Genomic DNA, 19,974 nt, shown 5'->3' with positions numbered 1-19,974 from the left:
ATGGAGGCCTCCTACGACCCGCGCGTGCTCGGAGCGGCGATCCGGGCGGCTCGAAAGGCGTTGAGAGATCTCGACGAGGACCAGATCCTCGCTTCGCTGCGTAGGGTTGCCGCGTCGACTGCTCGACATTTGCCGCCGCCGCTCGCGCGGTCTCTCCTTCGGGACCTGGACAGGTTCGTGTGGCTGCGAGACAAGGCCGCCGAGGCATGGCCCGCGATCACAGAGGCGGTAGGTGATGATGCCGCTTCTGCCGCGTTTCTACTGCGATCCGAAGGATGGGAGCAGGTGGTCGAGGCTGCTGTCGCAGCACGCTCTCACCGGGATCTCATCGACAGCCTGGAGGGCCTCGAGGCCCGGACGCGTGATCTCGAGCATCAGCTCGAGGTGGAACGCGGGCGGGCGGACAAGGCCCGCGCAGATACGGTGGAGGCCGAGCGGCGTGCCAGGTGCCAGAGCAACGGGATTTCCAGGAAGGTGCAAGAGGCTCGACTGGCGGAACGGGTCGGGAGACTGGCAGCGGAGTCCCGAGTGGCTGCATTGGAGCGAAGTCTCGAGCAGGCGATCGGGGATCTGGCCGAGGCAGACGGCAGAGTTGCGTTCTTGCGCGAAGAGTTGCTGCGCACAAGGCGGGCTTCCGGTACGTCGGTTGCCACTCATGGTCCTGACGTGTGGTCGGTGCGTGACCCGGCAGCGTTGGCATCATTGCTCGATCAGATCGTGGCGTCAGCTCAGGCTGATCCGGCCCCTGCACAGACAACCGAGGTTGAGTCATCGTCGCCTCTGATATTGCCTGCCGGCGTCAGGCCGGACAGCGCAGTGGCGATCGAGTGGTTGTTGGGGCAACAGGAACCGTTCGTGATGATCGTCGACGGGTACAACCTGTCGCACCAGTGGCCCGACCCGCTGGGTCGCGAAGACATCAACTACCGGCTCGCTCGTGTGCGTCGACTGGCGGTGGCGCCGGTGAGGCTGCTGGTTATTTACGATTCGACGCTTCCCGGCGGTGGTGAGAGCGGTCCTGGTCCCGGGGGGATAGAAGTTCGCTTTACCGACGGGGGGACGATCGCCGACGAGGAGATCATCCGACTGAGTGGAGCGATCGAAGGCAACGTCGTGGTCGTGAGTTCGGACAGAGAAGTCAGAGAGGGATGTCCACGGGCGCTTTGTCTGTGGGGCCAGGCGCTGAAGGAGTGGCTGGGGTGATTCTGTCGGTTCTGGCGTGGCCGGGTGCCTGTGAGCTTTCCAACCTGGGCGGACCCGTTGCGTGTCCCGAAGGTCCTCACCGGTTTTCTGTCACACCCGGTTCGTATGCTGATCACAGATGAGCTGGAGGATCGAAGACATGAAGATCAGTTGCGATGAATGCACGATGCAGTACTCGACAGCGTGTGCCGACTGCGTGGTGACCTACTTGCTGCGTGAAGCGGCAGGGCCGGTGGAACTGGGCAGCGAGGAAGCAGAGGCTCTGGGGCAGATGGCATCGGTGGGGCTGCTCCCTCCGCTTCGCCTGGTACGTCGCGACGCAACCGGCTGAGCAGTCCCATCGCTGGGACATTGTCGAGGCGCAAGCATCCTTGGTGACCTTGCAGCCTACTGAGTAATGCATGGCACACATCTCGACGGTGTGCCGAGGAGTTCGGCTGGGAGGTCGGCTACCAGCATCCGGCGACGGGCAGCCGGCTACCGGCAGGAGCCGCGACGCTCGCCCTACGGTCTTGGTGCCGGGTAGGTCGCGATACGAAATACGAAATACGAAATGCTGGCATCATTCGGCGACTCCTATGCTGAGGCGATGACCGATCGTCTGGCCCACGATCTCCAGGCCATCGCCGTCGCCGAGGGGTTGAGCGGGTTCGGTATCTGCACAGCCGAACCGTTCGAAGACGTGTGCGCCGCCATCGAAGAGCGTAAGGCCGATGGGCTGGCCGGGCGACTGACGTTTACGTTCGCCAACTCGGAACGGTCCACCGACGTGCGATCCAGTTTTCCGTGGGCACAGCGGCTCGTCGTCGGTGCTGCTCCGTACGTAGCCGAAAGTGGAAGCCCTCCCATGCGAACGCCACGAGAAGGGAGGATTGCGCGCTTCGCCACACGAGATGCCTACGCGCCGCTTCGGCAAGCCCTCGGCGGCATCGCAAAGCATCTGAGGGCAGAGGGGCATGAGGCCGAAGTCCTTGTGGACGACAACCGCCTCGTGGATCGTGCCCCGGTGGTACGGGCTGGTGTCGGGTGGTGGGGGAAGAACACGATGGTGCTGGCTCCCGGGCTGGGACCGTGGACGCTGCTCGGGTCGGTGGTGACCGACGCTCCGCTGGAGACGACGAGACCGATGATCAGGACCTGTGGCGATTGCAGTGAGTGCCTGCCGGCATGTCCGACAGGAGCGCTCATCAGTCCGGGAGTGCTCGACGCGCGCCGCTGTTTGGCCGCGATCCTTCAGGCACCCGGTGTGATCCCGAGAGAGTTCCGTGAACCGATGGGAGATCGCATTTACGGCTGCGATGATTGCTCGGAGGCGTGCCCACCTGGCCGCAGACACTTGTACAAGGCCGGTGAATCACGGGCAGGAATCGTCGATCTACCGGCCATCCTGAGAAGCTCCGATCGCACGATCCTGGATCGATACGGACACTTCTACATTCCGCGCCGCCAGGCCCGGTACCTCCGTCGTAATGCGCTCGTTGCCATCGGCAACACCGGGGACTCTTCTTTCGTGAGCCTGCTCGCAGGTTACGTGGCACATCCGGACTGGCTCCTTCGCCTCCACAGCGCCTGGGCGCTCGGTCGGATGGAAGATCCGGTGGCCGTTGTCGTCCTGAGAGCAGCGCAACGAAAGGAGGCGCATAACGAGGTCCAGGAGGAAATCGCGCTCAGCCTTCGAGAACTTCGCGGGCATGAGCAGGTACGCTGAGCCTGATGCCGAGACACGTGACCTGTCCGAACTGCGGAGCTCGCAACGCCGTAGGAGCGTTGTGGTGTGGGCAGTGCTACCGGCCGTTCTCGCAGGAGAGCGAGGGAGCTGATGAAGAGCGCCCCATGTCGGAGATCGCCGCGACTGAAGACGGGCAGATAACCATGGAGCTACCTCTTCCGGAGGCGCCGCGCATCAGTGAAAGAACGTGGATGTGCTCGGTGTGCGGAATCAGTAACCCGCTCGCGGACTCGTACTGCGCGGCGTGTGGAAGTTCGATCTTCGATGTGTTCAAGACGGAGGAGCAACGACAGGTCGACCCTCGGAGCGCCGCGTTGCGTGGTCTGTTGCTGCCAGGGCTGGGACACGCGTATGCCGGTCAGACCCTCCTCGGTGTGTCGGTGGGGGCGCTGGTCGCGGTGAGCCTCTTTCTGGGTGCAATACTCATCGCTCTCGAAGTCGTCGTTGCCGGGATCCTGCTTCTTCTCGTCGGGGTGGGGGTGTGGGGCATCGGTGTGCTCGACGCCTTTCGCTGGGCTCGGGGCGAAACCGGCGACGTCATTCTGCGCCCGCATGTGCTCACGGCACTCGTCGGCGCGGTCCTGCTCGTCCTGATTGTTGTGGCGGTCTCGGCGCAGAGGGTGCAGCGATGAGAGCGGCGTACGGTGTAGCGCTCGTGGCGGGGTTGACCACACTGATCGCATGGGTGATCGCGGTTGCCGTATCTCGGACCGGTGCGGGCAATCCGGAGCAGCGATTCGGTCTGCGAGGCCGGCGCGTTGTGGGCGCGTTGATAGCGTTTGGGATGGGAGGACTGTCGGCGGCATACGGCGGTTGGCCGGCATGGGCGGCGATCGTTGCAGCGGTCGCCGCGGCAGGAGCGGCAATCTGGTACGTCGGAACGGTGTGATGCTGCTCGTCTCCGATGTCCACGGGGCCTTCTCGGCGCTCGCACGCGTGGCACAGAGTGGCGAGCCCTTGCTCGTTCTCGGTGATTTCATCAACTTCATCGACTATCGCACCAACGAGGGGATCCTCGCCGACGTACTGGGAGCGGCCTTTGTCCAACAGGTGTCTCGCCACCGGGCTGATGGAGATTACGCAGCGTCGAGGCGTTTGTGGAAGGACCGGTTCGGGGGAGACGCAACAGCGATCCGTGAGGAGATTACGCGAGCGGTCGACGTTCAGTATGCGGCCGCCAGGGTGGCCCTGGAGGGCACCGAAGCCTATGCAACCTACGGAAACGTCGACTGGCCGGAGATGCTTCGGCGCTCGCTTCCCGATGGTGTGCGGTTCGTCGACGGGGAAGTGATCGAAATAGAGGGTGTCATGGTCGGCATGGTTGGCGGTGGATCTCCCACGCCGCTGGGTGTGCCGGGTGAGGTTTCCGAAGACGAGATGGAGCGCAAGCTGGACGCACTCGGTCCGCTCGACGTGCTGTGTACACACCTTCCGCCAGATATCCCTTCCTTGCATCGTGACGTAATCACCGGCCGGTTGGAAGGCGGGTCGCAGGCGGTGCTCGACTATCTGCAAACCCGCCGGCCGAGGTACCACTACTTCGGTGACATTCATCAACCGCAGGCGGCACGTTGGAGGGTCGGCAGCACGATTTGTGTGAACGTCGGGTATTTTCGAGCAACGCGGCGTCCCATACGGCATGAGGGCTCGTGACCCGGACGGTGGGCTACGCTTCGGACAACGAAGAGGAGCGAGAATGAGCGAAGGTACGGTCCAGAGCATCGAGATTCCTGCACCTGCCGGAGAGATCTTCGACGTACTCGCCGACCTCGAGCGCTATCCCGAATGGATCACCGCGATGCGGTCGGTGGTTGTTCTCGAGCGAGACCCGGACGGCCTCCCTGCCAGAGCGGAGTTCGAAGTCGACGCGATGGTCAAGGTGATCGCCTATGTGCTCAATTACACCTTCGACCGCCCTCACGTGATGTCCTGGGTGGCTGAACCGGGTGACGACATTCGAGAGATGGTCGGTTCATACGAACTCAATGACATCGAGGGCGGCGGAACGGACGTGATCTACGCGCTACGTGTCGACTACGGTTTCCCGCTTCCGGGATTTCTCCGGCGTCAGGCTGAGAAGCAGCTTGTCTCGACAGCACTGCGCGGGTTACGAAAACGGGTACGGCAAATCGGGACGGACTGATGCGAATCCTGCTCGTCACCGGCAAGGGCGGCGTTGGCAAGACGACGATCTCGGCGGCGACTGCGCTGAAGGCGACCGATCTGGGGTATCGGACATTGGTGGTTTCCACAGATCCGGCGCACAGCCTCTCCGACGCGTTCGCTCTTCCCCTCGGGGACGAACCGCGAGAGATCATTTCCGGCCTCCATGCCCAGCAGATCGATACGCAGAAGCGACTCGAGTCCTATTGGGGGGAGATCCGCAACCAGCTGATGGCCATTTTCGACTGGGGTGGGGTGCGGGGTATCGAAGCCGAGGAGTTCCTCGTGTTCCCCGGCATGGATGAACTGTTCGCACTCATCGAGGTCCGAGCGCAGGCGATCTCCGGACGGTATGACCTCGTTGTCGTCGACTGTGCCCCGACCGCAGAGACGCTCCGACTGCTGTCCCTTCCAGAGGTCCTGTCCTGGTACTTCGACAAGATCTTCCTCACGCAACGGCGGCTGATGCGGGCCGCAAGGCCCGTGCTGAGCCGTGTGACGGACCTTCCCCTGCCAGACGACAAGGTCTACGACGCGGCGGAGAATGTCTTTACGAGTATCGAGAGAGCCCGCACGCTGTTGCTCGACCCGAAGGTCACGACTGCGAGGTTGGTGGTGAACCCGGAACGCATGGTCGTGAACGAAGCCCGACGGACCTACACCTACCTGACTCTGTTCGGCTATGCGGTCGACGGTGTCGTGGTCAACAGGGTTCTTCCGGACGTCGTCGACGATCCGTATTTCGAACGCTGGCGGGAGATCCAGGCGGAGCACCTCGAACGAATCAACGAGTCGTTTGCAGATGTACCTGTGCTTCAGCTTCGACTCTTCGACGACGAGATGGTGGGGGAGGAGCGCCTGCGGGCCCTCGGGGAGGAACTCTACGGAGAGACGGATCCGATCACGTCGTACGTTGGCAGCCGTCCCTTCCGTGTGGTTGAGCATGAGAAGGAAGTTCGTCTCGAACTCTCTCTGCCCTTCGCGAGTGGCGGCGACATCGACGTCATGCGCGACGGTAGTGAGGTCTATGTGACCGTTGGTCCCTACCGGCGGTCGTTCGTCCTCCCCGATTCGCTGCAACGTCGGGAGATCGCCGGCGCTCGACTCTCACAGGGCGTGCTGACGATCGAGTTCGTGGAGCGCTAGGAGACCGCTGAGCACTGCCTGGCGCGCGTCTCGGCGACCATGCATCTTTGATTGACATAGATCAACCTGATGGTGTCATCGAATTCGCCCGGCGCGAACTGCATTGACCCGAGGTTGCGATACGGAATCCGAAGCACCAGGTGAGGCGAGCGAAGCGAGCCAAGACGCGACGAATGGCCTGACGAATGTCGGGCCATTCAGGTTGTCGCGGTGTCAGTCGGCAATGTCGACTTTGACCTTCTTGGGGAGGACTTCCGGCCGCTTGGGAACGGAGATCTCCAAGATGCCGTCGTGGTAGCTGGCGCTGATCTTGTCTGCGTCGTACTCGTCCGGCAGGTAGACGGCGCGCTGGAACTCACCGTGAGCAATCTCTCTGCGGTGGTATCCCTTGCGGTCTTCCTCTTTCTCGAACGAGCGGGAACCGGAGATCACCAGCTCGGAGTTCTCGATGGTGACGTCGATGTCTTCGGAGCGCATTCCGGGCAGCTCGGCCCGGATGACGAGAGCGTCTTCACGGTCGAAGACGTCAACTCGGGGAATCCACGGCCGGTCGACTGGAGTGCCGAACTCTTCAAAGAATCTGTCCAGGTCCTTCGCCACGCTGAAGGGATCATAACGGAGCAGAGCTCGCATGTCCTTTCTCCTCTCTGTGAGTGTGCAGTAAATCTAACAACAGCATAGTCAGATTCTATTCCAGATGCAAGTAGAGATATGTCACGTTTGGGAAGGGTCCTGATCGTGCGGAGGCGACCGGTAGGATGCGTCCGTGGCAGTGATCGGCATCGACCTCGGCGGCACGAAGATGTCCGGTGGTGTCGTCTCAGGCGACGGAAACGTGGAGAACAGGGTCGAAATCCCGCGGCCCCGGGACTCCGCGGGGATGGTCGAGGGTCCAAAAGCGCTGGTGCGGCGATTGATCACGCCGGAGATTCGCGGGATCGGCCTCGGAGTAGCTGGACTCGTGACGGAGCATGGCGTCATGGAATGGGGTCCGAACGTGGTCGGCGAGCACATCCCGTTTCGACGGATCCTGCAAGAGGAGTTCTCTCTTCCCGTCATCGTCGACAACGATGCGAATCTCGCTGCACTCGCGGAGGCGACGCTGGGTGCCGGAGTGGGCCATCGTTCGGTTCTGATGGCGACGCTCGGAACAGGGATGGGCGGTGGATTGGTCATCGACGGCGAGGTGTACCGCGGCAGAGGTTTCGCGGGCGAAATCGGCCATGTTGTAGTGGACGTCGGTGGTCCGCTCTGCACGTGCGGCCAGCGCGGATGCTGGGAGACGTTCGCTTCCGGAAGGCGCCTCGATCAGATGGCACGAGATGCCGTCGCGGCGGATCCTCGCGGACGAATCGGTGAGCTTGTCGCTGGAGCGGTACCGGCCGGGCGCCACCTCACCCAGGCGGCGATCGACGGGGATGCGGAGGCGCGCAGGCTCGTTGCAGAAGTGGGCGGATGGCTTGGCGTGGGACTCGCCAATCTGATCGCCGTGCTCGATCCCGACGTGGTTGTGATCGGCGGCGGGGTTTCGCGTCTCGGGGAGATCCTCCTCCTGCCCGCACGGCGCGCCGTTGCTGCAACACTGGAAGGGTACGATGTGCGCACACCAACGCCGATTGTCATAGCCGCTTTCGGCGAGGATTCGGCTCTGGTGGGCGCGGGCCTGGCGGCCGCGAAGGAGTCCGATGTCTGACACCCTGCATCCCGACGAAGTGATCGAGCCCGACGGTGCCCGAACCGGCGAGTCGGTCCGCTGGCTGAAAGAGGCGGTCCTGGCGCTTCCGAACATGGTCAAGCTCGTCGGACGGCTGGTCCGTGACCCGAGGGTTCCCGCTCGGAGCAAGGCGTTCGCCATTCTCGCTGCCGGATACGTACTGTCACCAGTTGATCTGGTACCCGACTTCATCCCGTTTCTCGGCCAGTCCGACGACGCTCTGGTCGTGATACTGGCTCTCCACCGGCTGATTCGTTCGGTGGGGGAAGATGTCGTGCTGGAGCACTGGGATGGATCCCAGGATGTGCTTGTCATCGTCGCGAACGTTGTTGATCTTGCCGCGGGCATGATTCCGGCAAGGCTGTCCTGGTTGGCGCGGCGGCTGGGTTGAGAGTCCCCGTCTCTGTCACGCTCCCGCAGTTCACACGGGATCCAGACACGGTGACGGAGGCTGCGGCACGCGCCGAATCGCTTGGGTTCGACGGCGTGTTCCTCTTCGACCACCTCTTTCCTCTCGACGGCAAGGATCGACCGATCGTCGAGTCCTTCGTTGCACTCGGATCGGTGGTCGCTGCTACGCGCAACATCCGTGTCGGCACACTCGTTCTACGCGTTCCGATGAGAAGTCCGCAGGCGACCGCTCGAGCGGTCCTCACAGCCCAAGCGCTCAGTGGGGGAAGAGTCGTCTGCGGTTTGGGCGCCGGCGATTCTCTCTCTCGTCCTGAGTTCGACGCGTACGGGATTGCATTCGGAACCGTGGAAGAGCGTCTCTCCAAGGTGAGTGAAACGATCGAAGCGGTTCGAAAGGGTGAGCTGCCGTTCTCGGATCGAGTGCCGATCTGGGTTGGGGGCATTTCACGACCCGTCCAGGACCTCGCCGCTCGGTCGGCCGACGGCTGGAACGTGTGGGCGGTGACGGCCGAGTGGCTTGCCGAACGTCGTCGCGATGCGCCGGTTGCGGGAACGATCAGCTGGGGTGGTCAGGTTCTCCTGGCCCGTGACGAAGCAGATCTGGCAGAGGCTGCCGCCCGGCGCGGGTCGACCAGGGGAGTGCTGACCGGGACGGTTGCGACCCTTCCCGAAAAGCTCCGGCAATTCACCGATGCCGGAATCGACGAGTTCGTGCTCTCCCTCCTCGGCGATACGTGGGATCTGTTCGCGGCCGAGGTGCTCCCTCTCCTCTGAGAGCTCCGAGGTGGGGGACGAGCGGAGGTCGATGGGGTCGAAGGCGAGTCGAGACTCCTGTTTTGCCGGCTGCTGGTTGCCGGCTACTAGTAGCTGTCAGGTACCCTGCCGGAAACGGAGGTCAAGGTGCAATTCCGGCGTATTGAGAACTTACCGCCCTATGTGTTTGCCGAGGTCGACGCCGCGAAGCGGGAAGCGCGTCGCGCCGGTGTGGACGTCATCGATCTCGGGTTCGGGAATCCGGACATTCCCTCGCCACCGATCGCCGTCGCCAAGCTCGTCGAAGCGGCCCAGAACGCGAAGAATCACCGTTACTCCGCATCACGCGGCATTCCCAACCTACGCAAGGCAGTCGCCGCCCGATACCAGCGGCGCTTCGGTGTCGAGATCGATCCCGAAACCGAGGTCATCACGACCATCGGTGCGAAGGAGGGCCTTGCCCACCTCATGTGGGCGCTCGTGCAGCCGGGAGATGTGGCCCTTGTGCCCGAGCCCAGCTATCCGATTCACATTTACGCAGCTGTGCTGGCAGGTGCGGACGTGCGACGTGTCCCGTTGGGTCTCGGAGAGGACTTCTTCGGCCGTCTCGCAACCGTCTTTTCCGACAGCTGGCCTCGGCCGCGGGTCATTCTCACCTCGTTCCCCCACAACCCGACGACCGCCTGTGTGGATCTGAGTTTCTTCGAGCGACTCGTCGCCTTTGCCAAAGAGAATGAAGTCATGCTCGTCCACGACTTCGCGTACGCCGATATTTCCTTCGATGGATACGTGCCCCCGAGCCTTCTCGAGGTGCCGGGCGCCAAGGACGTCGGTGTGGAGCTGTACACGATGACGAAGGGGCATTCGATGGCGGGCTGGCGCATCGGTTTCGCCGTTGGGAACAGGGAGATGATCGCTGCGCTGGCGAAGCTCAAGTCGTATCTCGACTACGGCACGTTCCAGCCGATCCAGATTGCGTCGATCGTCGCGCTCAACGAAGGCGACGACTACATCGCCGAAGTCCGCGACATCTACCGGACGCGCAGGGACGCATTGATCGATGGCCTTGCGAGGGCTGGATGGGAGATTCCGCGTCCTCAGGGGACGATGTTCGCTTGGGCTTCCCTGCCGCCCGGATTCGAAGACTTGGGATCCCTCGAGTTCGCCTTCAAACTTCTCGAGGAGGCGAAGGTGGCGGTGAGCCCCGGAGTTGGGTTTGGGCCTCACGGCGAGGGCTTCGTACGGTTTGCCCTCGTTGAGAATGAGCATCGTATCCGCCAGGCGGTGAGGGGAATCAAACGGTTTCTGGAGCGATAACGCTCCAAGTTCCGTTCCCTTCGAGCCCGCTGCGTGATGCATGGCACGGATCTCGAAGGTGCCGAGGAGCTCGGTTGGAAAGCCAGCTTCCAGCTATCAGCCGCCAGCCAGAGCCGCGAAGCTCGCCCTACGGTGCCGGGTCCATGTGAGGCCGCGGTACCGAATACGAAGTATGTGAGTACACGAGAGCCTTGCGACTGAGCTATTGCTGTGGGTTGGAAGGCTGCTGCCTGCTCAGGGGAAGGTAGGCATTGGTCGCGTACTCCTTGACCATACGGTCCGACGAGAAGGCGACGAGAGTTGAACGGATCGCCTCTCGCATCATGGCGACCCAGGCGTGAGGAATCCCGTCGTCTTGCCGGTCGTAGTACTTGGGCACAACTTCATCCTGCAACGTTCGGTACAGGGCGATGGCGTCTTCGTTGTCTTGTGCTGCGTGATCGCCGTTGCCCCATTCGAGGCCGAACGCCCATCCATTCTTTCCGTTGTGGCCTTCCAGCCACCAGCCATCCAGGATGGAGAGGTTCAGCCCTCCATTGACCGCTGCTTTCATCCCGGAGGTGCCGGAGGCCTCCAGCGGCGGTCGAGGGTTGTTCAACCAGACGTCGACCCCTTGAACGAGGAATCTGGCCATGCGCATGTCGTAGTTCTCGAGGAAGTGCACATGGCCGCCCAGTTCGGGGTTTTGCGATAGTTCGACGATGCGGCGAATCAGGCCCTGGCCGTTCTGGTCGGCAGGGTGTGCCTTGCCGGCAATGAGGATTTGTACCGGCCTGTCGGGGTTCGTGAGGATCGCCTGGAGCCAGGGCATGTTGTGGAAAAGCAGCAGGGCTCTCTTGTACGTGGCGAATCTGCGGGCGAAACCGATAGTGAGGCGGTCGGGAGAGAGAATGTTTGCGACTGCGCGCAATGCATCCGGGGATGCTCCCTGCCGTGCCTGCTGCTGCAAGATCCTGCCCCGAGCGAATCGAGAGAGGAGGCGCTTGTCACTTGAATGGATCTCCCACAGTCGCTGGTCGGGGACTTCGTCGAGCCGGGTGATCGCCGATGGGTCGTCGATCAAGGTGCGATGCCACTGAGGGCCGTAGATCTCGTTCAGAAGTCGCTGGTACCCGCGACTGACCCATGTGTTGGGGTGGATTCCGTTGGTGATGGCTGTGGCAGTTCCCGGTAGGAGGTGAGCCCAGTCGCGTGAAACGATCTCGGCGTGGCGGTGGCTCACCCCGTTGACGAACGAGGCGAGGCGTATCGCAAGAGCCGTCATGTTGAAATGCTGCTCGTCGCCCTCATGTGCCGCACCCATTGCGGCGAGCTGTCCCATGTGGATGGACAGGCGTCGGGGCATGTCGCTCAGGTACTTCTCGACCAGAGGGAAGTCGAAGACTTCATTCCCTGCGGGTACCGGTGTGTGAAGAGTGAAAGACGTCGTCGCCTTGACCTGCTGCTGAGCCTGTTCCGCCGTCCTGCCGTCTGCGATCAGGCGAGCCGTTCGTTCGAGGAGGCTGAGGGCGGCGTGACCCTCGTTGACATGCCATGCGGTTGGCTCGATTCCGAGTGCTGCCAATGCTCGCACGGAGCCGACGCCCAGGACGTATTCCTGCACAAACCGCATCTCACGACCCCGAATGTACAACGTGTGAGTGATCGGGCGGTCTGCATCGTCGTTCTCTTGCAGGTCGGTGTCGAGCAACAGGATTGGCACGCGGCCGACCTGAACCTTCCACACGCCGACCCTCACTTGGCGCCCAGGTAGTTCGACATCGACTTTGAGCTGGCCACCGGTCGGTCCGGCAACCTGTTGTGTGGGCAAACGCACCGGGTCCACCACGGGGTAGGTGTGCTGTTGGTCTCCGACGGCGTCGACCTCCTGGCGGAAGTAGCCCCTTCGGTACAGGAGGCCGGTGGCTACGAGCGGGATGCCGAGATCGGAGGCGGATTTCGTGTGGTCACCTGCCAGTACTCCCAGTCCGCCCGAGTAGATGGGGAGCAGGTTGTCGACTCCGTATTCGGCGCAGAGGTAGGCGATCGGCCCAGCCGTGCCGGGTTTCGTCGAGTCCCACCATGTGCTCTCAGGGCGCATATATGCATCGAAGCGGCGAATCATCTCTTCGTAGAGGTCCTGGAAGTCACCGCTGTCTTCGAGGTTTCGCCACGTGGATCGGTCGACGGCTCCGAGAAGTTCGACCGGGTTGCGGTAGCGAGTCCACAGATCCGCGTCGATCATCCGCCAAAGGCGACTGCCGCCCGACCAGGACCACCACAAGTTGTATGCGAGGTCATAGAGTCGGGAAAATGCAGGAGGCAGCGGTAGCTCACCATCGGGCAGTATGGGGATCTGTACGTTTGGCACGGCTCCGAGAGGATAGTCGTCCGCGGCGCCGCGGTGACCACAAAGTGCCTGCAGCAGTCCGGGGACCCGCCGAGTCATGTATTCCGTGTCATCACGGAGCAAGGCCCGGGGCAGCCTGACCCAACGGACGCCACTCCCGGAACATCCGGAAGGACAGGGGAGGTGCGAGCCGTACCGCGGGCCATCTTCCCGCCACACAATGACACAAAGGGGAGGTGGCGCCCTGCGGTGGAGGAGGTCCCGGCGTTGCACACTTCGACGATGCCCGCTGATTCACGCGAGGCGGCTACGTCTGAGCCCCGACGCCCGCCCCGCGGTTTCACATCAATGCTCGCCGCGATAGGAAATACGAAGCACGTCAATAGGCAAGCGGCCGATCCGCCCACCGGCATCACTGTGGGCAGGTGTACTGTGCACCGCGAAGCAGGAGGTCGGATGGCGTTTGCAGAGGGTATAGCGGATTTTCGATCTGATACAGTCACCAGACCAACAGCGGAGATGCGCCGCGCCATGGCCGAGGCCAAGGTCGGAGACGACGTCTACGGAGAAGATCCGACCGTGAATGCGCTGGAGCAGGAGGCCGCCGCTGCGGTCGGAAAAGTGGCAGCGGTGTTTACGCCGACGGGCAGCATGGCAAATCAGTTGGCTCTGAACACACTGGTCCGGCCAGGCGACGAAGCGCTTTGTGCAGCGAGCGCACACATACGTCAGTACGAGGTCGGTGCCGCCGCAGCCATCTCGGGGGTTCAGTTCAGAACGGTGGATTCACGCGACGGGAGCATCCTGCCCGAGGATGTCGAGTGCGCCGTCGCCGGCGCCGGGTATCACCTGCCACGTGTGCGTATCCTCGTCTGGGAAAACCCGCTGACCTCGACGGGGGGTACCGTCGTTGCGCTCGAGACCATGCGAGCGGCTACCGCGGCGGCGAGGCGTCTCGGGATTCCCGTGCATTTGGATGGGGCAAGGATATTCAACGCTGCGTTGGCGCTCGGTGTGGACGCCCAATCAATCGCCGCCGAGGCCGACACGGTGATGTTCTGCTTTTCCAAGGGGCTCGGCGCTCCGATCGGGTCGGTGCTTTGCGGTTCCGAGGACATCATCGAAGAGGCGAGATTCCGTCGTAAGCGTCTTGGAGGCGGCATGCGGCAGGTCGGCATCATTGCAGCCGCTGCTCGCGTCGCGCTGCGTAGCCGGGACCATCTCGAGGCCGACCACAGGTTGGCTCGCCGCCTCGGTGAGGAGATAGCGAGTATCTTCCCCTCCTCGGTGAGAATGGAACAGATACAGACCAACATGGTGATCATCGACAGTGCGGGTTTCCCGTTCGATGCTGGTGCGCTGATCGACAGCCTGGCCGAGGCCGGCGTCCTGGTGGGGGAGATGTCCCCAGGGATCTTGCGATTCGCCACACATCGCGATGTAGACGATCGGGATGTCGACCGGGTGCTCGAAGTGCTGGGGACCTTGGCTGCGGACTCCGGGTAACCGTAGTCCGTACTGTCAGGTCTGAATCCCCGTGCGTTTCGCAATTCTCTTTCCGGGACAAGGCAGCCAACGCGTCGGCATGGGTGCCGACCTCTTCGATGCGCGTCCCGACCTACTCGGTGAGACCGCCGACGAGATCCTCGGGTGGTCGCTGAGAGATGTGTGTCTGAACGGCCCTGAAGAGGCCCTCACGAGAACCGATCGCGCTCAGCCGGCCCTGTTTGCTCTCGGCTACGCGATGTGGGCCGAGCTCTCCATCCGCCTCGACATCGCACCCGTGGCCGCTGCAGGGCACTCCCTGGGCGAATATACGGCACTCACGGCCGCAGGCGTGTTCGACTATCGAACCGCTCTCCGTCTCGTCTCGATTCGTGGAGAGGCAATGGCCGCGGCGGCCGATCGGGAGCCATCCGGAATGGCTGCGCTGATCGGCGTGGACGAAGAGAAGGCCGAAGCCATCAGTGCAGGCCGAAGAGCCGACAGTGGCCGGATGTGGGTCGCGAACATCAACGCTCCCGGTCAGGTCGTGGTGGCAGGCGGCCGGGCCGACATCGACTGGATCGTCGAGAAGGGACGGGATCTTGGTGTGCGACGTGTCATACCGCTCAAGGTGGGCGGCGCCTTCCACTCACCGTTCATGGCCACTGCGGCCTCCGAAGTGGCAGCGGCGCTGCGAGATGTCGCGGTGGCACCGTTCTCGTTCCCGGTATACGCAAATGTCACGGGACACCCCTACTCTGAGGGCGAGGTCGCCGATCTCCTTGAACGTCAGGTCGTCGAGCCGGTGCGATTCGCCGAAGGGCTCCTGAACATGGACGTGGATGCCTTCGTTCATGTTGGACCGGGTGACGTAACCGCCGGGATGGCAAGGAAGACGGTGAGAGATGCCGCCGTAATGATTGCCGGGGATACGGCGAGCCTTGCAGCGATCGCACAACGACTGAGCGAGGAGCGATGACGAACGTCACGATCACCGGATGGGGAAGATGTGCCCCTCCGACCATCCTTTCCAACCAAGATCTCGAGAAGCTCACGGACACGTCGGACGAGTGGATTACGACACGTACCGGTATCAAAGAGCGCAGGATCTCCCATGTGGGCACCTCCGATCTGGCGGTGGTCGCCTCGCTGCACGCTCTCGCTGCGGCAGGCCTGGAGGCATCAGATCTGGACCTGGTCATCATGGCCACATGCACGGGCGATTCGATCATTCCCAGTCCCGCAACCCTGCTGCAGGCGAAGCTCGGGGCCTTCAACGCCGCGGCGTTCGACATGAATGCTGCTTGCTCGGGTTGGATCTACGGCCTCGATGTGGGCAGCCAGATGATTCGTGCCGGAGGGCATCGGCGGGTGCTGCTCGTTGCCGCCGAGCGTCTGTCTCACTACCTCGATTTCACGAATCGCAATACGGCCGTTCTCTTCGGAGACGGCGCAGGTGCCGTCATCCTGGAGCCCACCGAAGGCGATGACGGCGTCCAGTCGGTCACCATCGGTTCGGACGGCGAGGCCGCCAGGCTGCTCTGCGTCCCAAATGTCGGGACATCGAGCGATCGCTATCAGAGTCCGGACAGGTCTGCCTACGGGGTCGTGATGGACGGTCCAGAGGTGTTCAAGCGAGCCGTCAAAGCCATGGGTGCCGCCGCAATCAAGGTTGTGAATGACGCAGGTCTCGATCTGGACGATGTCGACCTCTTCATCCCTCACCAGGCGAATATTCGAATCATCGACGCTGCCGCCCGCCGGTTGAAGCTCAAGCCCGGCCAGGTGTTCGTGAACATCCAGCGCTACGGCAACACATCCGCTGCGACGATTCCGATGGCGTTGACGGAGGCACTCGAGGAAGGCAAGGTTCACCCGGGGGACAACCTGGTGTTTGCGGCCTTCGGTGCCGGTCTGACCTGGGCGGCGGCTGTCGTTCGATGGAGTGAGCGCACGACGCCCCTTGGGACGAGCGACGCGGAGTTGCCGGCGACTGATGCCGATGTGTTCTCTCTGCTGGAGGGAAACGTGCGGTTCTTCGGAAGCGGAGTCTCATCGTGAGCAGAGTCGCGTTGGTCACCGGAGGGTCTCGCGGCATCGGCCGCGCGATCGCCGTGCTGCTCGCCGAGCGCGGGCATCGTGTTGCAGTCAACTACTCGAGGCATGCCGAGGCAGCAGAAGCCGTCGTCGACGCCATCATCGAGCACGGTGGTGAAGCAATCGCAGTGCAGGCGGACGTGGGGTCTGCCGACGCCGTCACTTCGATGTTCGAGCGTGTCGGCGATCACTTCGGCCCGGTCGACGTGCTCGTCAACAACGCAGGTATAACGCGTGACATGCTGCTGCTCAGGATGAGCGCCGACACGTGGGATGAGGTAATCCGGACCAACCTCACTTCCGTGTATCTGTGCACCAGGCAGGCCCTGCGCTCGATGGTGCGAGCCCGGTGGGGTCGGATCATCACGATCGGTTCGGTGGCTGGTCTCGCGGGGAACCCGGGCCAGGCCAACTACGCGGCCACGAAGGCAGCGATCATCGGGTTCTCGAAGTCTGTTGCCAAGGAAGTCGGGTCCAGGGGGATCACGGTCAACGTGGTTGCTCCGGGATTCGTGGAGACCAGCTTGACCGCCGATCTGTCGAACGAGGTGAAGGAGGCCGCCACGGCTTCAGTCGCCCTCGGGAGATTCGGAACTCCGGCCGAGGTCGCATTCGCGGTCGGCTATCTTGCATCGGATGAAGCTTCGTACATCTCGGGCCACGTGCTCGTTGTGGACGGAGGGTTAGCTCTATAGACAGGGAGGAAGAATCATGGATCGAGCGGAGATCGAGGGCAGGCTCAGGAACCTTCTCGTTTCGGAACTGGGACTCGACGAGACGAAGATCACGCCCGAGGCGAGCTTCGAGACTGATCTGGAAGTCGACTCGCTTGGCGTCGTCGAGTTGCTGATGGCTCTCGAAGATGAGTTCGGGGTCACGATTCCCGACGAGGAAGCCGAAGGCATCGGAACCGTGAGCCAGGCTGTCGACGTGGTCATCGCCAAGCTCGAGGCCTGATCGGTATGCACGGTCGTGATCGGCGGGTTGTAGTTACCGGGTTGGGAGTCATCAGTCCCATCGGCAATACGGTCGCGGACTACTGGAGTGCACTGCTCTCCGGAACATCGGGCGTTGGGCCGATCACGCTGTTTGATGCTTCGCAGTCACCTGTCCGATTTGCAGGCGAGGTCAAGAACTTCGACCCCGAGGAGTACATGGACCGGCGGACCGCCCGCCGCATGGATCGATTCGATCAGTTGTTCTACGCGGCAACCACCCAGGCGCTCCAGGACTCGGGAATCGACTACTCGGACGACCCTGACGCCGGTGCCCGGGCGGGTGTAGTAGTCGGATCGGGCATCGGAGGCCTCATGTCGATGCAGGAAGGCATGGACACGATGCGTACTCGGGGCGCTGAGCGGATCTCTCCCTATCAGGTGACGAAAATGATCCCGAACATGGCCGCGGGAGACGTGTCGATCGGATTCGGATTGCTGGGTCCCGTGACCTGTACCGTGACTGCCTGTGCAGCGTCCACGAACGCGATCGGTGACGCGGCCGAGATCATTCGCAGGGGTGCTGCCGACGTGATGGTGTCCGGCGGCGGCGAGGCTTCGATCTGCGAGTTCGGTATTGCCGCCTTCGCACAGGCGAGGGCCGTGAGCACCCGCAACGAAGACCCGCAAGGAGCGTGTCGTCCGTTCGATGCGACTCGCGACGGATTCGTAATGGCCGAAGGGGCGGGCTCCCTCATCCTCGAAGAGCGTGAACATGCGCTGGCACGGGGGGCGCAGATCTACGCTGAGCTGCTCGGGTACGGGATGTCCTCGGACGCCTACCACATCACTCTGCCCCGCCCTGGCGGCGTGGGAGCAGCCCGGGCGATGCAGGCGGCTCTGGACGATGCCGAGATCGAGCCGTCACAGGTCGGCTACATCAACGCCCATGGCACCTCGACGCAGGCGAACGACGTGACGGAGACGGCGGCGATCAAGCTTGTGTTCGGCGAGCACGCTGCACGGCTCGCGATCTCGTCGACGAAGTCGATGACAGGACATCTTCTTGGCGGTGCCGGTGCGGTTGAGGCGATCGCCAGCATCCTCGCCATGCGCGATGGTGTGCTTCCCCCGACGATCAACTACCGCAACCCCGATCCCGAATGTGATCTCGACTATGTCCCGAACAAATCCAGAAAGCAGGACATCCGGATCGTCATGAGCAACTCGTTTGGGTTTGGTGGACACAACGCGGTGCTGATCTTCGGCAAGTAGGACTGCCGGGTTCTGGAACCGGGATTGGCTCGCGTGTTTACGTGCTTTGTACCTTGTATCGCGACCTCGGTTCTACGACGGCAATGATGCTGCACAACCTCTCGTGGGGAAGAGACGAGCGTCCTATCGATCCTGATGGTGCTTGCCGATATCGACACCGGTCGACGTGCCATGCGGCTTGTCCGTGTGGGCATGACCGACCTCTCCGATTCGGCGGCTCCTCGCCGACTGAACACCCATCCTGAGTGGGAGGACGTTGCCGATTCAGTCGGTCGGGTTCGTAGGAGGTTTGGGGAACAGGCCGTGGTTCCGGCACGCCTCGCAGCAACCTCCGAGGCAATGTCGGAACGAGGGGTATCATGAACGTAGAGTGATTGAGGACTACGGACCATGCCACTAGACGAGCGCGAACAAAAGATTCTCCAGGAGATCGAGCAGGGCCTCTACGCCGAGGATCCTGGCCTGGTGCGCAAGGTCGGCAGACTCGGCAAGGTCCCCTCCCGGCGAGTGATGATCGCGGCGATCGTCTTCCTCTTGGGGCTGGCGATAACCCTGGGAACCTTCGCCTTCAACCAGTGGCTTGCCCTTGCCGGGTTCGTGACCATGGTGCTCGCAGGAAGCGCTTTTGTGCAGGCGCGCAGGGTGATTACAGGGACCGAGGACGAGGGGTGGGTGCCACGGTTTCTGGGTGGAAAACGCAAACGGCAGTGACCGTGTCGCGACGCTAGAGTGGGGGTCCCAGCACGCATATGCGGGGTCGGAGTCGGCGGTCGTCGTGACCGCCCGTTATATCGGGGAGAGATGACGAGGTGGATGGATTCACGGCGCAGCAAGCTTCCAAACTGACCGGCTGCACAGCGCATCAGCTCAGGTACTGGGATCGCGTCTCCCTCCTCAAACCTTCTTTGCAGAGCACTGGCGGCCGTCCTGGTGTGCGGCGGCTCTACTCGTTTCGAGACCTTGTTGCCCTGCGTGTCATCAAGAGCCTGCTGGACAACGGAATGTCGGTGCAGCGGGTTCGCAGAGCCTGGGGCTATCTTCGGCGCAACGGCGGCATGGACCGTCACCTGGCCGAAGTGAAGCTCGTAACCGACGGGCAAAGCATCTTTTCGATCGCCGAGGATGACGAGGAACTTCTCGATGCCCTTCGAGGCGGGCAACTCGCGTTCTTCGTCGCGATCGACAACATCACGCGGTCCGTCGAGGACGATGTGAGCAAGTTCGAACTCGATCGTGAGCGCTTTCTCGAGATGATCCGCTGGAGCGAAGAAGGTGTCAGCGAGGAAGCCGTGGACGGCTGAGCCGATAGCCGGCTCACAGTTTCCGGGCCGGTAGCGGACGCGGCGTTGGACTTTCTTCCACGGCTCGCGGCGTTCTCTTCCTTCTCTTCCTCGACGCACCGGTGTTCACCACCGCC

The 19,974-nt window shown here is 62.7% G+C and carries 22 protein-coding genes; 20 read left to right on the top strand and 2 right to left on the bottom strand.

Annotation, left to right across the window (positions count from 1 at the left end; genetic code table 11):
• The 8 genes from GWP04_06250 to GWP04_06215 all read left to right on the top strand — a co-directional run bounded on the left by GWP04_06250 (position 1) and on the right by GWP04_06215 (position 6,241).
• Positions 1-1,203 (top strand): hypothetical protein, encoded by a 1,203-nt coding sequence (locus tag GWP04_06250; GenBank protein ID NIA25155.1) that lies wholly within the window; start codon positions 1-3, stop codon positions 1,201-1,203.
• A gap of 139 nt (positions 1,204-1,342) precedes the next feature.
• On the top strand, positions 1,343-1,534 hold the full coding sequence (locus GWP04_06245) for a hypothetical protein (protein NIA25154.1): 192 nt from the start codon (positions 1,343-1,345) through the stop codon (positions 1,532-1,534).
• Positions 1,535-1,792: 258 nt separating this feature from the next.
• Positions 1,793-2,911 (top strand): tRNA epoxyqueuosine(34) reductase QueG, encoded by a 1,119-nt coding sequence (gene queG, locus GWP04_06240; protein NIA25153.1) that lies wholly within the window; start codon positions 1,793-1,795, stop codon positions 2,909-2,911.
• Positions 2,912-2,916: 5 nt separating this feature from the next.
• The gene (locus GWP04_06235; GenBank protein NIA25152.1) at positions 2,917-3,564 is read left to right on the top strand and encodes a hypothetical protein; all 648 of its coding nucleotides are present in this window, start codon (positions 2,917-2,919) and stop codon (positions 3,562-3,564) included.
• Positions 3,561-3,821, top strand: coding sequence for a hypothetical protein (locus GWP04_06230; GenBank protein NIA25151.1), 261 nt, complete (start codon positions 3,561-3,563; stop codon positions 3,819-3,821). Before GWP04_06235 ends, GWP04_06230 begins: the two co-directional genes overlap by 4 nt.
• Positions 3,818-4,585, top strand: coding sequence for a metallophosphoesterase (locus GWP04_06225; protein NIA25150.1), 768 nt, complete (start codon positions 3,818-3,820; stop codon positions 4,583-4,585). Before GWP04_06230 ends, GWP04_06225 begins: the two co-directional genes overlap by 4 nt.
• Positions 4,586-4,628: 43 nt before the next feature.
• Complete coding sequence (locus GWP04_06220) at positions 4,629-5,075, top strand: cyclase (GenBank protein NIA25149.1); 447 nt, start codon at positions 4,629-4,631, stop codon at positions 5,073-5,075.
• Positions 5,075-6,241: a TRC40/GET3/ArsA family transport-energizing ATPase gene (locus tag GWP04_06215; GenBank protein ID NIA25148.1), complete on the top strand. Its 1,167-nt coding sequence runs from the start codon at positions 5,075-5,077 to the stop codon at positions 6,239-6,241. Before GWP04_06220 ends, GWP04_06215 begins: the two co-directional genes overlap by 1 nt.
• Positions 6,242-6,454: 213 nt before the next feature.
• On the opposite strand, the gene GWP04_06210 is transcribed toward GWP04_06215, so the two are convergent.
• On the bottom strand, positions 6,455-6,874 hold the full coding sequence (locus GWP04_06210) for an Hsp20 family protein (protein NIA25147.1): 420 nt from the start codon (positions 6,872-6,874) through the stop codon (positions 6,455-6,457).
• A 133-nt stretch (positions 6,875-7,007) separates the two neighbouring features.
• Here GWP04_06210 and GWP04_06205 point away from each other — a divergent pair, with 133 nt between their 5' ends.
• The 4 genes from GWP04_06205 to GWP04_06190 all read left to right on the top strand — a co-directional run bounded on the left by GWP04_06205 (position 7,008) and on the right by GWP04_06190 (position 10,436).
• Complete coding sequence (locus GWP04_06205) at positions 7,008-7,934, top strand: ROK family protein (GenBank protein NIA25146.1); 927 nt, start codon at positions 7,008-7,010, stop codon at positions 7,932-7,934.
• Positions 7,927-8,346, top strand: a complete 420-nt coding sequence (locus GWP04_06200) for a DUF1232 domain-containing protein (protein NIA25145.1) — start codon at positions 7,927-7,929, stop codon at positions 8,344-8,346. Before GWP04_06205 ends, GWP04_06200 begins: the two co-directional genes overlap by 8 nt.
• Positions 8,343-9,140, top strand: a complete 798-nt coding sequence (locus tag GWP04_06195; protein ID NIA25144.1) for an LLM class flavin-dependent oxidoreductase — start codon at positions 8,343-8,345, stop codon at positions 9,138-9,140. Before GWP04_06200 ends, GWP04_06195 begins: the two co-directional genes overlap by 4 nt.
• 126 nt (positions 9,141-9,266) lie before the next feature.
• Positions 9,267-10,436 (top strand): aminotransferase class I/II-fold pyridoxal phosphate-dependent enzyme, encoded by a 1,170-nt coding sequence (locus GWP04_06190; GenBank protein NIA25143.1) that lies wholly within the window; start codon positions 9,267-9,269, stop codon positions 10,434-10,436.
• A gap of 202 nt (positions 10,437-10,638) precedes the next feature.
• Here GWP04_06190 and glgP read toward each other — a convergent pair whose 3' ends face one another.
• Positions 10,639-12,660: an alpha-glucan family phosphorylase gene (glgP, locus tag GWP04_06185; protein NIA25142.1), complete on the bottom strand. Its 2,022-nt coding sequence runs from the start codon at positions 12,658-12,660 to the stop codon at positions 10,639-10,641.
• A 561-nt stretch (positions 12,661-13,221) separates the two neighbouring features.
• Here glgP and GWP04_06180 point away from each other — a divergent pair.
• The 8 genes from GWP04_06180 (at position 13,222) to GWP04_06145 (ending at position 19,858) form a co-directional block, all read left to right on the top strand.
• Entirely contained in the window at positions 13,222-14,271 is a 1,050-nt protein-coding gene (locus GWP04_06180) for an aminotransferase class I/II-fold pyridoxal phosphate-dependent enzyme (protein NIA25141.1), read from the top strand.
• Positions 14,272-14,302: 31 nt separating this feature from the next.
• Positions 14,303-15,229 (top strand): ACP S-malonyltransferase, encoded by a 927-nt coding sequence (gene fabD, locus GWP04_06175; protein ID NIA25140.1) that lies wholly within the window; start codon positions 14,303-14,305, stop codon positions 15,227-15,229.
• Positions 15,226-16,311, top strand: coding sequence for a beta-ketoacyl-ACP synthase III (fabH, locus tag GWP04_06170; GenBank protein NIA25139.1), 1,086 nt, complete (start codon positions 15,226-15,228; stop codon positions 16,309-16,311). The genes fabD and fabH overlap by 4 nt, the downstream gene beginning before the upstream one ends.
• Positions 16,305-17,042, top strand: a complete 738-nt coding sequence (gene fabG / locus GWP04_06165) for a 3-oxoacyl-[acyl-carrier-protein] reductase (GenBank protein NIA25138.1) — start codon at positions 16,305-16,307, stop codon at positions 17,040-17,042. The genes fabH and fabG overlap by 7 nt, the downstream gene beginning before the upstream one ends.
• A gap of 16 nt (positions 17,043-17,058) precedes the next feature.
• Positions 17,059-17,304: an acyl carrier protein gene (gene acpP / locus GWP04_06160; GenBank protein NIA25137.1), complete on the top strand. Its 246-nt coding sequence runs from the start codon at positions 17,059-17,061 to the stop codon at positions 17,302-17,304.
• A 5-nt stretch (positions 17,305-17,309) separates the two neighbouring features.
• Positions 17,310-18,557: a beta-ketoacyl-ACP synthase II gene (fabF, locus tag GWP04_06155; protein ID NIA25136.1), complete on the top strand. Its 1,248-nt coding sequence runs from the start codon at positions 17,310-17,312 to the stop codon at positions 18,555-18,557.
• Positions 18,558-18,947: 390 nt separating this feature from the next.
• A complete protein-coding gene (locus tag GWP04_06150; protein NIA25135.1) occupies positions 18,948-19,268 on the top strand; it encodes a DUF3040 domain-containing protein in 321 nt (106 codons plus the stop codon).
• A gap of 77 nt (positions 19,269-19,345) precedes the next feature.
• A complete protein-coding gene (locus tag GWP04_06145) occupies positions 19,346-19,858 on the top strand; it encodes a MerR family transcriptional regulator (protein ID NIA25134.1) in 513 nt (170 codons plus the stop codon).
• The last annotated feature ends 116 nt before the right edge of the window (positions 19,859-19,974 follow it).

This window comes from Gammaproteobacteria bacterium, assembly GCA_011682695.1.
GTDB lineage: Bacteria > Actinomycetota > Acidimicrobiia > Spongiisociales > UBA4744 > BMS3Bbin01.
This window is presented reverse-complemented; position numbering and strand designations above follow the sequence as displayed.

Excerpts from the sequence above, each read along its gene's own strand:
- GWP04_06150 (NIA25135.1), top strand. The coding sequence starts at position 18,948 with ATGCCACTAGACGAGCGCGAACAAAAGATTCTCCAGGAGATCGAGCAG.
- GWP04_06200 (NIA25145.1), top strand. The coding sequence starts at position 7,927 with ATGTCTGACACCCTGCATCCCGACGAAGTGATCGAGCCCGACGGTGCC.
- fabH (NIA25139.1), top strand. The coding sequence starts at position 15,226 with ATGACGAACGTCACGATCACCGGATGGGGAAGATGTGCCCCTCCGACC.
- acpP (NIA25137.1), top strand. The coding sequence starts at position 17,059 with ATGGATCGAGCGGAGATCGAGGGCAGGCTCAGGAACCTTCTCGTTTCG.
- glgP (NIA25142.1), bottom strand. The coding sequence starts at position 12,660 with ATGATCGACGCGGATCTGTGGACTCGCTACCGCAACCCGGTCGAACTT.
- GWP04_06210 (NIA25147.1), bottom strand. The coding sequence starts at position 6,874 with ATGCGAGCTCTGCTCCGTTATGATCCCTTCAGCGTGGCGAAGGACCTG.
- GWP04_06235 (NIA25152.1), top strand. The coding sequence starts at position 2,917 with ATGCCGAGACACGTGACCTGTCCGAACTGCGGAGCTCGCAACGCCGTA.
- queG (NIA25153.1), top strand. The coding sequence starts at position 1,793 with ATGACCGATCGTCTGGCCCACGATCTCCAGGCCATCGCCGTCGCCGAG.
- GWP04_06215 (NIA25148.1), top strand. The coding sequence starts at position 5,075 with ATGCGAATCCTGCTCGTCACCGGCAAGGGCGGCGTTGGCAAGACGACG.
- GWP04_06220 (NIA25149.1), top strand. The coding sequence starts at position 4,629 with ATGAGCGAAGGTACGGTCCAGAGCATCGAGATTCCTGCACCTGCCGGA.
- fabF (NIA25136.1), top strand. The coding sequence starts at position 17,310 with ATGCACGGTCGTGATCGGCGGGTTGTAGTTACCGGGTTGGGAGTCATC.
- GWP04_06250 (NIA25155.1), top strand. The coding sequence starts at position 1 with ATGGAGGCCTCCTACGACCCGCGCGTGCTCGGAGCGGCGATCCGGGCG.
- GWP04_06245 (NIA25154.1), top strand. The coding sequence starts at position 1,343 with ATGAAGATCAGTTGCGATGAATGCACGATGCAGTACTCGACAGCGTGT.
- GWP04_06180 (NIA25141.1), top strand. The coding sequence starts at position 13,222 with ATGGCGTTTGCAGAGGGTATAGCGGATTTTCGATCTGATACAGTCACC.
- GWP04_06230 (NIA25151.1), top strand. The coding sequence starts at position 3,561 with ATGAGAGCGGCGTACGGTGTAGCGCTCGTGGCGGGGTTGACCACACTG.